The organism is Klebsiella sp. K47, from assembly GCF_051858335.1.
GTDB lineage: Bacteria > Pseudomonadota > Gammaproteobacteria > Enterobacterales > Enterobacteriaceae > Klebsiella > Klebsiella pneumoniae.
In genome coordinates this window covers 16,815-32,586 of sequence record NZ_JBPYUI010000041.1, presented here as the reverse complement: position 1 = coordinate 32,586, position 15,772 = coordinate 16,815, and the positions used below count along the sequence as shown (strand labels likewise).

The following is a 15,772-nucleotide window of genomic DNA, read 5'->3' as shown; positions in this document are numbered from 1 at the left end:
AGCCATAAAACTGCACCTTACTCAGTTGGGTGTCCAACTTTTGGGGTGCAGTCCATGCGCTTGCGCGGGCCTACAGATAACTGCATAACGGTTTGATATTGAAGTCTTTCGTAGGCCGGGTAAGGCGAAAGTCGCCACCCGGCAGAAATGCGAGCACAATGACGAAACAGGTTTGTCGTCAGCCAGAGAGGGGGCATGCCCCCTCTTTTCTTTTTCGTTCAGCGCTTCACGCCGTCAGGCGGAACGCCATTTGCGGGTCAGCGGTTTTTCCAGTTCCACGATCAGGAACATGGCGAAGCCGATGATAAAGGTGATCACCCAGTAGCGGAACGGCAGCCCGGTGGTGCCGAACAGCATCTGCATAAAAGGCGCGTAGATAATCAGCAGCTGCAGCAGCAGCAGTACGCCGCTGACGATCCAGATCCCTTTGTTGGCCAGCAGACCTTTGGTTAACGAGAATCCATCCGATACGCGGCAGTTCAGCATATAGAACCACTGGGCGGTGACCAGAGTCTGCAACAGCACGGTACGGATAAACTCCGGCGAATAGCCGCGCGGCTGCAGCCAGGCTTCGAGAATAAAGGCGCTGACCGCAATCATTGACCCCACAAACGCTACGCGCCAGATGGCAAAGCCGTCCATCACGTGAATTTTCGGATCGCGCGGCGGCCGCCGCATAATATTTTTCTCACCGGCTTCAAACGCCAGGCCAAACGACAGCGTGGCGGAGGTAGCCATGTTCATCCACAGGATCAACACCGGCGTGAGCGGCAGTACGTTGCCCGCCAGCAGCGCGATCACGATCAGTAACCCCTGGGCAAGGTTGGTCGGCATGACGAAGAGAATGGTTTTCTTCAGGTTGTCATACACCCGGCGCCCCTCGCGGACTGCGCTGGCGATGGTGGCGAAGTTATCATCGGTCAGCACCATATCGGCGGCCTCCTTGGTCACCTCGGTCCCCTTGATCCCCATCGCCACGCCGACGTCAGCCTGCTTCAACGCCGGGGCATCGTTCACCCCATCGCCGGTCATTCCGACAATTTCTTTCTTACTCTGCAGAGCCTGCACCAGGCGGAACTTATCTTCCGGGCTGGTGCGGGCGAAGATATCAAACTGCTGCGCGGCTACGCTCAGCTGCGCGTCGTCCATCACCTCCAGCTCACGTCCGGTAATGGCATTTCCCGCATTGCCAATCCCCAGCATCTTGCCGATGCTCATCGCCGTTTGCGGGTGGTCGCCGGTGATCATCTTCACGCGGATCCCGGCCTGCAGGCAGTCGGCAATCGCCGTGATGGCCTCCGGACGCGGCGGATCCATCATCCCGGCGACCCCTAGCAAAATCACCCCTTGCTGCAGATCCTGATGGGTCAGTTCGGTCTGGCCTGCGGCAGCCGGCTTCCAGGCTGCGGCCACCATCCGTAGCCCTTCCCGGGCGTACTCTTCAATTTTGCCTTCCCAGTACGGGAGATCCAGCGGCTGCAATCCGCTGTCGCTCTGCTGATACTGGCACAGGCGGAACAGGACATCCGGCGCGCCAGTGACCAGCACTACCTCCTCTTCACCCAGCCGGTAGAGGGTCGACATGTATTTATATTGCGAATCAAAAGGAATTTTACTGCGCAGTTCGCTGGTCAGCGGCGGCAGAGTGACCTTCGCCGCCAGCACCTTCAGCGCCCCCTCGGTCGGGCCGCCGGTGATTTTCCACAGCCCGCTCTCCTCTTTGATAAGCTGGCTGTCGTTACACAGATCGATGGTGCGCAGATAGCGCTCGAACAGCGAGCCGGGCGCGATCGTGACCGGCGTCGGATCGTCAATGGCGTGGATCTTACCGACCGGCTCATAGCTATCCCCTTCCACCCGATAGACGCTGTCGGCAGTGATCACCGCCTTCACCGTCATTTCGTTCATGGTCAGGGTCCCGGTTTTATCCGAGCAGATAACCGTCATCGCGCCGAGGGTTTCCACCGTCGGCAGCTTGCGGATAATCGCTTTCTGACGGGCCATCGCCTGTACGCCGAGCGACAGAATAATCGAGATAATCGCCGGCAACCCTTCCGGGACCGATGCCACCGCGAGGCTAATCAACGACAGCATCAGTTCGGAGACCGGCATATCGCGGAACAGCAGGCTAAAGACGAACAGCGCCGCCATCATCACCAGAATAAGGATAAAGATGGCTTTGCCCAGCTTGTCCATTTGCACCAGCAGCGGCGTGCGGTGTTTCTCAATGCCCGCCATCATTTGGTTGATATGGCCCAGCTCGGTATTGCCGCCGGTGGCCACCACGATCCCTTTTCCCGCCCCTGAGCTAACGGTGGTCCCGGAAAACAACAGGTTGCTGCGATCGCCGAGCGGTAAATCGCCGCTTAGCGGCTCGGTGGTTTTTTCCACCACCGTCGACTCGCCGGTGAGGATCGCCTCTTCCACCCGCAGGTTGTGCGCCTCAATCACCCGTAGATCGGCGGGGATACGGTCGCCGGCGCGGATCACCACGATATCGCCAGGTACCAGCGAGGTGGTGGGGATGGTTTCATGGTTGCCCTGACGGATCGCCACCGCCTCGCTGGACAGCATATTGCGGATACTCTGCAGCGATTTTTCCGCATTACTCTCCTGAATGAAGCCGATCAGCGCATTGACCACAGCCACGGCGAGGATCACCGCCATGTCGATCCAATGGCCCATCACCGCCTTGAGCAACGCTGCCGCCAGCAGGACGTAGATCAGCACATCGTTAAAATGCGCAATAAAACGCAGCCAGGCGGGTTTACCCGGCTTCTGCGGCAGGGCGTTTTCGCCATACTGCTGCAGGCGCGTAGCCGCCTCTGTTCCGCTAATCCCTTCCGGCGAACTCTGCACGCTGGCGAGAGTCTCCTCGACGGAGCGCTGATAATAGGGCGCCCCCGGTTTATCTGTATTCATACTCTTTCCCTCGATTTCTGAAGCGGAAGTCAGGGCGACATCCCGCCATCATCAGCGCACAACGAACACTGGTACATGGGCATAGCGCACGATATTGGCCGCTTCCGAGCCCAGCAGATGAGTCTGGATCCCCGGATTGCGCGAACCGACAATCACCACATCCGCTTTCAGCTCATCGGCCAGGGCAATCACTTGATCGCGAACATTGCCACTGCGCACATAAAGATGGCTGGCGTCTTCCGCAAGCCCATTTTTCTTCACCAGCTCGCTCAGCTTTTCCTTAGCGGTATTAAGCAAATGGTCTTCCATCTTTCGGGCATCAGAGATAAATCCGCGGGTTAATACAGGAGAAAAGGCCGGAATAACATGGATAAGATGAATTTGCCCGGCAGAATGTTGGGCGAGGAATTTCGCATGAGAGAGCGCTTTGTCGGCCAGGCCCGCATCAAACACGTCAACGGGAACAACGATATTTTTATACATGAGATAATCCTTTTATTACCAATACAATGCGTAGTGATGAATAGCCCCTTACTTGGGGAGGAACGAAATCTCAACAACAGAAGCGGCGAGCGGAATAGATGTTATTAAACGTAGCACAGGAAAATTAACATTAGAAAATGGCGGATTAATAGACTGAAAAATATTATAAAAACCGCATATTCTCTGCGGATCTCCTGCGCTTTCCCCTTAATGCCGCCAACGCTCGCGGCATTCTCTTTTTTAACACTTCATATTTTCTCCGACTATGCTGATTACAAGCAGGCATGCCGCTCCGAATGTCCGGTGGTCACAGTGGGGGCCGAATTAAATGACATTCACGGTTCGGGTGGGAGTAAAGGGAGGAAATTATGTTGGGTTATAGCCTGTTACGCCTGGGTTTGTTTGTCGCGCTGGCCATTGTCGCCTGCACAGCGGTGGGGCTCTTCACTTATCTGGTCGTCGCCGCTCTCGCAGAATAAGCAGGCGCCATGTAATAAAAATGTAAAATAAATCCTGAATCTGAGGGGAATATTGTGAACCGTTATTTTTCTCTCATCCCGGTTGTTATTATATTTACAACCGCTTGCGATCAGAAAGCACCCACCGTCGAGTCCGCCCCGCGCATGGTTAAAGTGGCGCAGGTGACCGCCGTGGGCAATACCCAGCAGCGAACGTTTCCGGCACGCATTGAGTCTGGCGATTCCACCGAACTGTCGTTTAAGCGGGGTGGCCAGGTGGAGTCGCTAGATATTCGTCAGGGGGCAAGCGTCGCCCAGGGGCAAACGCTGGCGCGCCTGAATGCCCGCGAGGCCCAGCAACGGGTCAATGAGCGGCAAACGGCGGCCACTCTCGCCCAGCGTCAGTTCGACCGCTTCCAGACTCTGGCCGGGCGCCAGGCGATTTCCCAGGCGGAGATGGACGTGCAGCGCGCCAATCGCGATGCCGCTAATGCGGCCTTAAAAATCGCTCGCGAAGAGCTGGCGCAAATGAGCCTCATCGCGCCCTTTAGCGGGATTGCCGCCGGCGTGCATATCCGCAACCATCAGGTGGTCGCCGCCGGCCAACCGGTGATCACCCTGACGCGGACCGACCTGCTGGATGTGGTCTTCAGCATTCCCGAAAATCTGTTCACCTCCCTGGATATCCGCAATACCGCCTACCGTCCCGTCGTCAGGATCAATACCCTGCCGGGCCGCGAGTTTACCGCGGAATACAAAGAGCATACCGGCAGCAGCGACAATAGCACCCTCACCTGGCAGATCGTGTTAACCATGCCGCGGCCAGATGATTTTCCCGCCGTCGGCGGGGTCAGCGGCACCGTGACGGTCAATCTCGGCAATTTACCGGCCAGCGCCGGACGGGAAACCCTCATTGTGCCAGCGGAGGCGGTGTTTAACCCCGATAACCGGCCAAAGAACGAGCCGGTAGTCTGGGTGGTGAAAGGCGATAACGCGCATCGATATCTTGAGGAGCGTAAGGTCACCGTCGGCGAGGTGACTTCGCAGGGAGTGGCGATCACCGACGGTCTCCGCGCGGGTGAACAGGTGGTTGCGGCGGGCGTGAGCGAGCTGCATGCCGGGCAGCCGGTGCGGGTCTGGACGCGTGAACGAGGATTATAAATGGATATTTCCCGTCAGTTTATTAACAACCCGACCCGCGTCTGGTTAGCCATTTTGCTGTTAGGGGTGGGTGGCCTGCTCGCCCTGCTCAATATCGGCCGCCTGGAAGATCCCGCCTTCACCATCAAAACGGCGGTGATCGTCACCCACTACCCTGGCGCGTCCGCTCAGCAGGTGGAAGAGGAGGTTACCCTGCCGCTGGAAAACGCGATTCAGCAGCTTCCCTCGCTGGATAACGTCAGCTCCATCTCCTCGAATGGCTTATCGCAAATTACGGTGAATATTGCTTCGCAGTACCATTCCAGCGAGCTGCCGCAAATCTGGGATGAGCTACGTCGCCGGGTCGGTGACGCCAGCCGCCTTTTCCCCCCTGGCGTAGTCCCCCCTTTCGTCAACGATGACTTTGGCGATGTGTTTGGCTTTTTCTTCGCTATCTCGGGCGACAGTTTTACCAACCCGGAGCTGGTGCGCTATGCCGAACAGTTGCGCCGGGAGCTGGTGCTGGTGCCGGGGGTCGGTAAAGTCGCTATCGGCGGCGTCATTCCGCAGCAGATCAATGTGGATATCTCGCTGGCGAAGATGGCGGCGCGCGGGATCACCCTCAACCAGCTCGCCGCAATCCTGGCCCGACTCAACGTGGTGTCCAGCGCCGGGGAGATCCGCGTTGGCAGCGAATCGATCCGCCTCCACCCCACCGGTGAGTTTCAGAGCATCGATGAGCTGGGAGATCTACTGGTCAGCCCTCACGGCGCCAGCGCCACCACCCGACTACGGGATATTGCTACGCTGTCGCGCGGGCTAACCGACTCGCCGGCCAGTATCTATCATGCCAACGGGCGCCAGGCGGTGACCATGGGAGTTTCTTTTATCCCTGGCGTCAACGTTATTGACGTCGGCCACGCTCTCGAGGCCCGCCTCCAGCAGATGGCCGCCGACAAACCGGCGGGCATCGACATCGCTATTTTTTACGATCAGGCAGCTGAGGTCGCCCACTCGGTCAATGGCTTTATTACCAATTTTCTGATGGCCCTGGCGATTGTCGTCGGCGTGCTGCTGGTATTTATGGGGGTGCGCAGCGGGATTATTATTGCTCTGTCGCTGGCGCTCAACGTTCTCGGCACCCTGCTTATCATGTATATCTGGGGGATCGAACTACAACGGATCTCCCTCGGAGCGCTAATCATTGCCCTGAGTATGTTGGTGGACAATGCCATTGTGATTGTCGAAGGGGTGCTCATCGCCCGTCAGCAAGGCTCTCCGCTGCTGGGCGCGATTAACTATGTGATCCGTCGCTCTGCCCTGCCGCTGCTTGGCGCGACGATCATCGCCATCCTCGCCTTCGCGCCGATTGGCCTCTCCCAGGACTCTACCGGGGAGTATTGCAAATCGCTGTTCCAGGTGCTGCTGATCTCCCTGATGCTGAGCTGGTTTTCCGCTCTGACCATCACCCCGGTGCTTATTAAGTGGTGGCTGTTTAAAAACGCCCCGTCGGCCGCCGCCGCGGAGGAAAAGGCCGATCCTTACCGCGGCAGCTTTTACCGTGGCTATCAGCAGGCGCTGCAAATACTGCTGCAGCAAAAGACCCTGACCCTGGTGCTGATGGGTGCGCTGTTAGCCGGAGCGATCTGGGGCTTTACCTTTGTTCGGCAGAATTTTTTTCCGTCATCGAATACGCCTATATTCTTTGTCGACCTGTGGCTACCCTACGGTACCGATATAAACGCCACGGAGAAGATGACCCGGGATATCGAGCGGTCGATAGCCGGTCAGCCGGGGGTGGTCACCACCGTCTCCACCATCGGCCAGGGCAGTATGCGTTTCATTCTCACCTACAGCGGGCAGCGCCAGTACAGCAACTACGCGCAGATTATGGTGCGGATGGATGATCAACGCGGCATCGCCCCTGTCACCCGCCACGTGGAGGACTGGATTGCCAGAAACTACCCGCAGGTTAACGCCAGCACCAAACGCATTATGTTCGGGCCCTCCGGGGATAGCGCGATTGAGGTGCGCATTAAGGGCCCAGACCCGGATACGCTGCGCGCGCTGGCGAGTCAGGTAGGCGATATCCTCGCCGCGGACCCGGCGACCGACAGCGTGCGTAATGACTGGCAGAACCGCAGCAAAGTGATCCGCCCGCAGTATTCCCCGGCGCTGGGACGCGAGCTGGGGGTGGATAAACAGGATATTGATAACGCGCTGGAGATGAATTTCTCCGGGAGTCGCGCCGGGTTATATCGTGAAGGGGCCGATCTGCTGCCAGTGATCGTCCGGCCGCCGGAAGCAGAACGTCAGGATGCCAACCATCTGAATAATGTGCTGGTCTGGAGCCAGAGTCGCCAGCAATATATCCCGCTGAGTAACGTCATCAATGGTTTCGCCCTGGAGTGGGAAGATCCGTTGATCCTCCGCCGGGATCGTACCCGGGTGCTGACGGTCCAGACCGACCCCAGCCCGCTAAGCGGCCAAACCTCGGGTGATATTCTCGCGCGGGTGAAACCGCGCATTGACGCACTGCCGCTGCCCCACGGCTACCGTATCGAATGGGGCGGCGATGCCGAGAACTCCAGTGAGGCGCAGCAGGGGCTGTTTACAACCCTGCCGCTTGGCTATCTGGTGATGTTTATCATAACGGTGCTGATGTTCAGTTCGCTGAAAAACGCCGTCGCCATCTGGCTGACCGTTCCGCTGGCGCTGATCGGGGTCACACCCGGCTTTCTGCTTACCGGCATCCCCTTCGGCTTTATGGCCTTAATCGGCTTGCTCAGCCTGAGCGGTATGCTGATCCGTAACGGCATTGTGCTGGTAGAAGAGATAGAGCAACAAAAACAGGAGAAAGATCAACGACAAGCTATTATTGATGCGGCAACCTCTCGTCTGCGGCCGATCCTGCTGACCGCCTTCACCACCGTACTTGGTCTGGCCCCGCTGCTGCGCGATGTCTTTTTCCAGAGTATGGCGGTGGTGATCATGTTCGGCCTCGCCTTTGCCACCGTGCTGACGCTGCTGGTTCTGCCGGTGATTTACGCCTGCTTTCACCATAAGGATATGACGCCTCAACGATGAACAGTACCGGTCTGAGCATTATCAAGACATTAGGCTGTATGACAGCGGTGACCTTTTTCACCATCTATAACACCTGGGATCGCTTTGATTATGACTATCACTGGATCCTCGGGCTGCTGACCTTTATCTCGACCATCGCGACGCCGCTGTTTTTTGTCGTGGCCGGTTATCTTGATGCGCAGACGCGCCACGATGCCAACTGGCAAATTGGTAAAATTAAAAGCGTGGTCATCGTCTTTCTGTTTTGGGTGACGGTCTATTATGTCTGGGAGCCTTACCAGCGCGGCTACCTGATCCAGCCCTGGTTTATTTTCGCCCTGATTGTCATCTATACCTTTCATCCTTTGATCGCCTGGCTCAGCCAGCGGCGCGGGCTCTTTTTCGCCGTGCTCCTGACGCTGCTGTGCTGCTCCTACGGTTACGACCTGCTCTCGGTGATCTACCCGGACAGACATCTTTTCAGTTTGCCGCCGCAGTATCGCCTGTGGACATGGCTACTGTTTTATTTAACCGGGCAGTTGTTTAACGATCCAAAGGTCGCGGAGTGGATACACAACCCACAGGTGATTAAAGGGTCGATTATCGCTCTGCCCTTTGTCTATTTATTTACCTGGTTTTATGAACGCCATTTCTTCTTCGCCCTGTTTAAAGCAGATCGTAATGCGTTCATTCTCACGGGATCGCAAATTTATATCCTGATCGTCCTGCTGGTGATCGCCGCTAACGCCGTGCAGTTTAAAAAGAACCGCGAGTGGAAAGAGGCCGTGCTGGCGACGGTCAGTAAAGCGATGACCGGAGTTTATATCCTCCACTATTCCGTGTTTCACCTGCTGGTGATGCTCATCCCTGTGCATTCGCTAGCCACCAAGTTGGGGGTAATAGCGCTGACCTTTGTCCTGTCGGTGCTCATTTCCCTTGCCGCGCTCTCCAGTACGCTGCTCAGGAAGGTGATTACCTTGTAACCGACAACGGGACGATTTAGCGGAAGCTCCACTGGATACTGATCACAAACACGCTGGGAATAATAATGCCGCTTTCAACGGCGAAATAATCGGTGAAGTTATACTGGATAGCGTGGTAGATATAGGGTGAAAAGCCGATCCCCGTGGCGTCCTTAAAGTCTTTATAGGAGCCATGATCGCCGCAATGCTCGAAGGCGTCGAAGAAGAATTCGCCGGTATAGCCGTAAACGCCTTTGAAGGTCCACCCGCTGCCGCTGTGGTACCAGTCTCTTCTCACCCCCAGCGCCAGGCAGCGATCGTTGAAGCTGTTATTCATAGTGCCAAGCAGAAGGCTGTATTTGGAGTCTGCAGAGAATTTCCGCTCCACTGAGAAAAAATGATTTTCGAAATTCTCTGTATATTGTCCGTGATTATTGGTCAGATGGTAAACATAGGAACCGGTATTCACAGAATAGAGGTTAAGTTCGTTCGCCTGCGCGAGAGAGGCTAACCCGGCCAGGAGCATCACGCTTTTGCCACGCATTTTCCCTCCTCAGTCCTCAAGGCCTGTCCAGGGACAGAAAGCTTTTGCCGTATTTACCGGTCGTGACAGGGGTATAAGACTCGACAGGGAAATGGGGGAAAGATAACGATGCCAAACCGCCGCGTCGTTACCAAAAAGCGTAGCACAGCCCTTATTCGCCAACAAATCGAATGGGCCGTTTACGACATGGCAGACGTTACCCCTTTACCTTACTGTGAAAAAAGCAGACAAAGTCTCATCATATTTTCCGCTATGCTCAGAGTCCGACGCGGAAGAAAGCCACCTGTCGACGACAGCGTTGCTGTTTACCCCTTCGCGCGTCGGCGCAATTTCATGCATTTCGCCAGCCATGACAGAATTTTCACAATTGGCTTTCTTCTACCATCATCAGCTTCTTCCCGCTGGTTTTACAGCGAAATCCTGCACAACCCGACTTTTCTGTACAAGTTATCACTTAATAAAATCATTATAAATCAAAGAATTAAAACACAAACAAAAAATAAACCGTTACGTTGTACATATAGCAATGAAAAAAGTTGTACATAGTGAAATCAGCGTCTATAGTTTTGGAGTGTTAACTGCTTGTTGCGCAACAAAGCGGGGAAGCTTGACGATTGCGCAGCGAGTCGGACGGTGGTTCCTGGTTATACATTTCCTGTTCGTGACTTGGCGCGTATCAACGGTACGCTGCGACTTTTATTGTCTGTTTGCTTTATACGTGGGAGAGTTCGAGCTATGCATATTAAAAATACCATTCCAGCAGAGTTTGTCTTCAATTCGGCCCTGATGAAGAATATTGAGAATACGCTCATTAAGCAGCACAGAACGGTAAATAATGAGCGGATGATTACGGAAATCCAGCATCGTCTGCAAACGGAAAGTAACGAAATACTTTCCGATCTCTATCTGCAGGCGCTGGATATGCTGTACAGCAAACCTCATCATTAAATAAACCCACTGTGCTGGCAGCAGGCTTCGACCTGCTGTACCGGCGCGCCTGGGTCTCTATCGGCTAACTGAGGCAAAAAAATGTCACACCATAATACTTGCTATCGTTCTGAGCATTACGATCTGTGGTTTGATAATGGTTTTCTTCTCTATGGGATGTCGCTGATCCTGAATAGCCTGCCGGCATCTTACTTCCGCAAAAAACATGTTTTCTTCACCAGCGACAATTATTTCGCGGTACTGCAGCACAACTATAATCGGCGGGATACATTATTTATTCTGTTAACCGAAGGCAACGATCTTAATTTTCTTAGTGAACTGCCTATGCTGCGCTTACCGGCCAACTCGACGCCGGAAGAGTTAAAGATATTTCTGCATCAACCCACCCGCTATTACAAAACCCATCCGGCGCCAGGCGCCTCGGTGCAGTTTACCGAGCGGGAAAAGAAAGTTATTCAACTTATCAGCAATGGCGAAGCGGTCGCCAGCATTGGCCGGTCGCTAAACCTGCATATAAAAACCATTTATCAGATCCGGCTGAATCTGATTAAAAAGCTCGGCTGCAGCGGTAGAACCGATTTTTTTAATATCAGCCGCAGCGAAACGTTCAAATCCTGGAGCCAGATTCACCTGTAACCCAGCACTCAAGCCCTGATCCGCACCACGGATCGGGGCGCTTAATTTTGGCCGTGAAAATGGATGCTGAAGCCCTGCTCCTGCCAGTGGCTGAGCAGCTCCTCCTGCAGAGGCGTGGCGGCACGTCCGGTCCAGACGAAAATATGCTGCCCGGGAAATAGCTCAGGCCGCGGCGACTCCAGCGGTTCGGCGAGAACGTTGACATGCCAGCCGCGTTGGGAAAGACGCCATGCCTCCAGCCACAGACGCGTCCTGTCCTCATTGCTCCAGCCCACCAGCAGCGTCTCTTTGCCATTTTTTTTACGCGCTTCGGCGAGAAACAACGCTACGCAGTCAATTAACAGGCCGTCCAGCATGCTGCTAATCACCAGCGAGGTATTCTGATCCAACTTGAGACGCTGTCGTACCGGCACTAACAGGCTATCGATGAGGGTGTCGACGGGGTGTTGATGACTGAGCGCCATTAATTTGGCGCGGATTCTGGCGGGCTGCATATAACGCAGAATGGACATCATCTCTTCCTGAAGATGCGCGGATTCGTCGCGCGCCGCCGGCAGGTTATCCTCCAGCAGCGCTTTGACTTTCCCTACTGATACACCGCGCTCTATCCAGCGCTTGATCTCTTCGATACGCAGGATATCTTCTTCATCAAATTGTCGATGCCCGCCTTCGCTACGCTGCGGTTTCAGTAGACCGTAACGACGCTGCCAGGCGCGCAGTGTGACCGGATTGATTCCGCAACGTTCGGCGACTTCACCGATACTGTAAAACGCCATAGCAGCCTCACATCAACCTGATACCTTAATACCTAAACTAACGAATTCAGGCATCCTGTACAACTCTATTTTCTTGTACAGATAAAGATATCAGGTTGCGGCTCACAGCGCCCGGGAAAAAAGATGAAAAAATGTTTAGCTGATTTCGCGGTGGTTCATTTTTTCTCCGGCCATGCGACGGCGGGTAGGCCCCCCAGGCGCGCGCTGGCGAACAAATTGCCCTGAAACTGTGAAATACCGGCTGATTCCAGCCACATCCACTCTTCAGCACGCTCAACGCCGACGGCTGAGACCGCAATCTCCAGAGAAGTACAGCATTTGATAATCGCCTGTACAATCGACTGGCGCGGTCCGTCCTGGTGGATATTGCGGATCAGCTCATGGTCGATTTTAATTCTGTCGGGTTGGTATTGCGCCAGCAGCGATAGCCCGGCAAACCCGGCGCCGAAGTGATCGATGGCAAGATTAATTCCCGCGCCCTTCAGTTTGCGCACCGCATCGGTAAAATCGTCCATCCGCGAAATCACTTCCCGCTCAGTGAACTCGACAATAATCTGCTCCGGAATAAGGTCATTGCGACTAATTTCGTCGAGCAGGAAAGCCACCGCATTCGGCGCTTTGACCATGGTCATCGGCAGTAAATTAATGCTTAACGCCTTATTACGTAAACCTAATTTTCCCGCCAGCGACAACGCCACCCGTTTACTGTGCAGGTCGGCGAGATAAATATCGTCCCCGGTCAGCCCGGCAAAATAGGCGCCGGGGGATTGCCCGTCCGGTGTACGCAACAGCGCTTCCCACGAAATAATTTCGCAGGCGAAAGGGTCGACAATCGGCTGGAAGGCAAAGGAACAACCTTCCGTATTATCGATAATCGGGGTATCAGGATAGAACGTCTCCTTATCAGGAATAAAAACCCAACTATCTGCGGAAGGAATCTCAAAATAGTTCGCTTTTTCTGTGGCTTCGACAAAAGTACGGAAAAATTGCAGCGCCCGGTCATCATAGGTGAGCTGATATTTTGACGTCCCCCGGTCCATCACCGCCTGCAGAACTTCCTCGCGATCGTGTTCGCGTAAATCAAACAGTTCCATCCCGACCTTACCAAAACGACGGGACGGTGCATAATCGCAAAGCAACTCCACCAGATTATAGTGGCGAGGATCCTGGCAGATATGCTGATAAATATCCTGAACCTTTTCTTCAGGCCCCTCAATGAGTTGAAAAAAATGCGTCCCGTTAAAAAGTAAAATACCGGTGACGTCCGCCTGCCCATTTCTTTCGTTTGCCCTGGCGACCATGGCCTCGATCGATTTGAATGAGACATTGTCGCAGATATGGCTGCGATAAATGATGGTGGTTAGCATAGTGATTCCAGATGGGAGGGATAAGCATTCACAGTAGCAGTTATCAGGCTAAGGGTCTCGTAAAACTACGTTTTGTCTTAACAAAAAAGATACACTAAAAATCCCTTTTTTGTGCAAGGTTTTTCCTTTTTTTCTTTCCTTGTACAACATGCAACGCTAAACCCCACCTTTACAAGCCAGAACCGCGCCAGGCAAAAAAAATTAAACAATTAAAAATCATACAGTTAACCTCATATGAATCATTGTTGTGCAACTTTGTGTGTACAGGTTAATAATTATTGTATAAGTTTAATGGCAGTTAACAGATGAATGAAATGAAAGGAGCACATATGCAGCAGAATGGTTACATTCCAGATACAGCGAACGCAATTGCCCAGTATTTCAACAAAGCATCTTTGCCTTCCCAGCAGGAAACCCTGGGTCAGATCGTGATGGATATTCTTAACGAAGGGCGTCATCTCAACCGCAAAGCGCTATGCACCAAACTGTTGAGCCGCCTGGACCGCGCTCGCGCGCCGGAGGAAGAGAGCCACTATCAGACCTTAATTGGTCTGCTGTTTGCTGGCCAGGAATAACGTCATCGATCGTCGCCTGTTGCAGCGCCGCAGTAGCAGATGAGGGGCGATCGCTTCCACAAACCTGCTGCTGACCTGAATGCCGTTCGCCTATTCAGGAAAAGGGTGGCATGCATAGAGACGGTTATGAATAACAGTGAAACTGAGGAAATAACCGATGAAATCATCGGCGAGGCGGTTCTAGCGCTTCTGAAAACGAATCGCCCGATTACCACCCCGACCCTGCTGGTTCGACTTCGGTTAATGCAGGCGACAGAACCAGATCGCCAGCGTAGAAAGATCATCGCTGCCGTGATCGAAGAAATTTGCGCGAAGCTTATCCGTCAGCGGAAGTACGCGCCTTTACAGGTAAAGAAAATCAATGGCCGTTGGGAAACCAGAGGTTCGCTGGCGCCAGACAGCATGCCGTCGGAAGCTAAAAAGATCCACTGATTATCCCAACCATGGTGAATTAAACAGAGTGAGAATGTGATGAGACAGACTATGCATCAGCAACCAGATATTTACGCAAGACTGCAGGACACCGCACTCTCCGACTATTTCCGTAACGCCGGTGATAAACTGGTTGATGAGTCCGCCGTCATGTCGCTCGCCATCAACAGTATTCTCCAGTCCGAGGGTCACCTGAACAATAAGGCCATTATTTTATGGCTGATTCAGGCGCTGGAAACCACCGATGACGTGGTGACCGCGGACGTGATCCGAAAAACGCTGGAGATTGTCGTTGGCTACACCATGGACGATATCTAACGTCGCCACGCTTCTGGCCCGCCAGGACAACGCCTTCTCCGCAGAGCCTGTCCGCTCTGAGCAAAAAAAACCTCGCTAAGGCGAGGTTTTTTCTTTTACCTGATGGCGGTTCAGTGGGCGTTGACCACCACCCACATCGGCCCCTGCCCAACCGCATAGCGGCCTTTCTCCTGCAGCAGTCCCTGCTCACCGACGATATCGTACACCGCAATATGGTGCGACTTCTGCCCGGCGGCAATGAGATATTTACCGCTGTGATCGAGGTTAAAGCCGCGCGGCTGGGTCTCGGTAGGCTGATAGCCTTCCACCGCCAGCACGCTACCATCTTCCGAAACGCTGAACACCGTGATGATGCTGGCGGTACGATCGCAGGCGTAAAGATGACGGCCATCCGGGGTGATATGAATATCCGCCGCCCAGCGCACGCCGCTAAAATCAGGCGGCATCATATCCAGGGTCTGTACACATTCGATGTTGCCCTTAGGATCTTTCAGCTCCCAGACGTCAATCGAGCTGTTTAGCTCATTGACGCAGTAACCATACTGCTGGTTGGGATGGAATACCATGTGACGCGGACCGGCGCCCTCGACGGTCGTCACTTCCGCGGGCTCCTGTGCCGAAAGGAAACCATCGTCGCTGAGGGTAAACAGGCAAATGCGATCCTGCTTCAGCGCCGGCACCCACAGGGTGCGATTATCCGGGGAGATATTGGCCGAGTGGCAGCCTTCCAGCCCTTCCACCACGGTGATGGTTTCGCCCGGCAGGCCATCGTGCAGCGGGGTCACGCTGACACAGCCCTGATTGTAGGAGGCGCTGAAGACAAAGCGGCCATGGTGATCGGTAGAGATATGAGTCGGGCTGCCCGGCAGCGCAGCTTCGCCCGCAAAGGTTAACGCCCCGTTATCCGGCGTGATGCGATAGGCCAGCACGCGAAACTCCGGACGAACGCCAACGTACAGAAATTCCTTGTTGGGGCTGACCACCATCGGCTGGACCTGCCCTGGGGCATCAACCACCTGCACCAGCGTCAGTTTGCCGTCCGCTTCAAGACTCCAGACATGGATTTGTTGGCTTTCCGGGCTGGCGGTATAAACGGTTTGTTTCATGACTACTCCTTCCCTCACTGCACGTGGAATTTTCATTTT

15 protein-coding genes are annotated in these 15,772 nt (G+C 54.5%); 8 read left to right on the top strand and 7 right to left on the bottom strand.

The window, feature by feature from the left end:
• Positions 1-234: 234 nt before the first annotated feature.
• Positions 235-2,922 carry a cation-transporting P-type ATPase gene (locus RRF55_RS25365; protein WP_023284866.1) on the bottom strand — a complete coding sequence of 896 codons (2,688 nt, stop codon included), beginning with the start codon at positions 2,920-2,922 and terminating at the stop codon, positions 235-237.
• Between the two features lie 51 nt (positions 2,923-2,973).
• A complete protein-coding gene (locus RRF55_RS25360) occupies positions 2,974-3,405 on the bottom strand; it encodes a universal stress protein (protein WP_004183465.1) in 432 nt (143 codons plus the stop codon).
• 533 nt (positions 3,406-3,938) lie between these two features.
• Here RRF55_RS25360 and RRF55_RS25355 point away from each other — a divergent pair.
• The 3 genes from RRF55_RS25355 to RRF55_RS25345 are packed head-to-tail and all read left to right on the top strand — an operon-like array spanning position 3,939 to position 9,052.
• Positions 3,939-5,024, top strand: coding sequence for an efflux RND transporter periplasmic adaptor subunit (locus RRF55_RS25355; protein WP_004147662.1), 1,086 nt, complete (start codon positions 3,939-3,941; stop codon positions 5,022-5,024).
• Positions 5,025-8,090 carry an efflux RND transporter permease subunit gene (locus RRF55_RS25350; protein WP_032414692.1) on the top strand — a complete coding sequence of 1,022 codons (3,066 nt, stop codon included), beginning with the start codon at positions 5,025-5,027 and terminating at the stop codon, positions 8,088-8,090.
• 38 nt (positions 8,091-8,128) lie between these two features.
• Positions 8,129-9,052: an acyltransferase gene (locus RRF55_RS25345; protein ID WP_074422641.1), complete on the top strand. Its 924-nt coding sequence runs from the start codon at positions 8,129-8,131 to the stop codon at positions 9,050-9,052.
• Positions 9,053-9,068: 16 nt separating this feature from the next.
• Here the strand turns inward: RRF55_RS25345 and RRF55_RS25340 are convergent, their stop codons facing one another.
• Positions 9,069-9,575 (bottom strand): hypothetical protein, encoded by a 507-nt coding sequence (locus RRF55_RS25340; protein WP_002895283.1) that lies wholly within the window; start codon positions 9,573-9,575, stop codon positions 9,069-9,071.
• A gap of 204 nt (positions 9,576-9,779) precedes the next feature.
• The gene (locus tag RRF55_RS25335; protein ID WP_014907919.1) at positions 9,780-9,926 is read right to left on the bottom strand and encodes a hypothetical protein; all 147 of its coding nucleotides are present in this window, start codon (positions 9,924-9,926) and stop codon (positions 9,780-9,782) included.
• A 384-nt stretch (positions 9,927-10,310) separates the two neighbouring features.
• On the opposite strand from RRF55_RS25335, the gene RRF55_RS25330 reads away from it, so the two are divergent.
• A complete protein-coding gene (locus tag RRF55_RS25330) occupies positions 10,311-10,523 on the top strand; it encodes a biofilm development regulator YmgB/AriR family protein (protein ID WP_002895280.1) in 213 nt (70 codons plus the stop codon).
• An 81-nt stretch (positions 10,524-10,604) separates the two neighbouring features.
• A complete protein-coding gene (locus RRF55_RS25325) occupies positions 10,605-11,159 on the top strand; it encodes a helix-turn-helix transcriptional regulator (protein ID WP_004151695.1) in 555 nt (184 codons plus the stop codon).
• A gap of 41 nt (positions 11,160-11,200) precedes the next feature.
• On the opposite strand, the gene RRF55_RS25320 is transcribed toward RRF55_RS25325, so the two are convergent.
• Positions 11,201-11,935: a MerR family transcriptional regulator gene (locus tag RRF55_RS25320; protein ID WP_004176830.1), complete on the bottom strand. Its 735-nt coding sequence runs from the start codon at positions 11,933-11,935 to the stop codon at positions 11,201-11,203.
• A 155-nt stretch (positions 11,936-12,090) separates the two neighbouring features.
• Positions 12,091-13,302: a diguanylate phosphodiesterase gene (locus RRF55_RS25315; protein ID WP_004176831.1), complete on the bottom strand. Its 1,212-nt coding sequence runs from the start codon at positions 13,300-13,302 to the stop codon at positions 12,091-12,093.
• Positions 13,303-13,631: 329 nt separating this feature from the next.
• Here RRF55_RS25315 and ycgZ point away from each other — a divergent pair, with 329 nt between their 5' ends.
• The 3 genes from ycgZ to RRF55_RS25300 all read left to right on the top strand — a co-directional run bounded on the left by ycgZ (position 13,632) and on the right by RRF55_RS25300 (position 14,627).
• On the top strand, positions 13,632-13,877 hold the full coding sequence (gene ycgZ / locus RRF55_RS25310) for a regulatory protein YcgZ (protein WP_004151693.1): 246 nt from the start codon (positions 13,632-13,634) through the stop codon (positions 13,875-13,877).
• Positions 13,878-14,003: 126 nt separating this feature from the next.
• Complete coding sequence (locus tag RRF55_RS25305; protein ID WP_004147654.1) at positions 14,004-14,309, top strand: hypothetical protein; 306 nt, start codon at positions 14,004-14,006, stop codon at positions 14,307-14,309.
• Positions 14,310-14,360: 51 nt separating this feature from the next.
• The gene (locus RRF55_RS25300) at positions 14,361-14,627 is read left to right on the top strand and encodes a biofilm development regulator YmgB/AriR family protein (RefSeq protein WP_002895168.1); all 267 of its coding nucleotides are present in this window, start codon (positions 14,361-14,363) and stop codon (positions 14,625-14,627) included.
• 110 nt (positions 14,628-14,737) lie between these two features.
• Here RRF55_RS25300 and pgl read toward each other — a convergent pair whose 3' ends face one another.
• Positions 14,738-15,733, bottom strand: a complete 996-nt coding sequence (gene pgl, locus RRF55_RS25295; protein WP_004183458.1) for a 6-phosphogluconolactonase — start codon at positions 15,731-15,733, stop codon at positions 14,738-14,740.
• Positions 15,734-15,772: the final 39 nt, after the last annotated feature.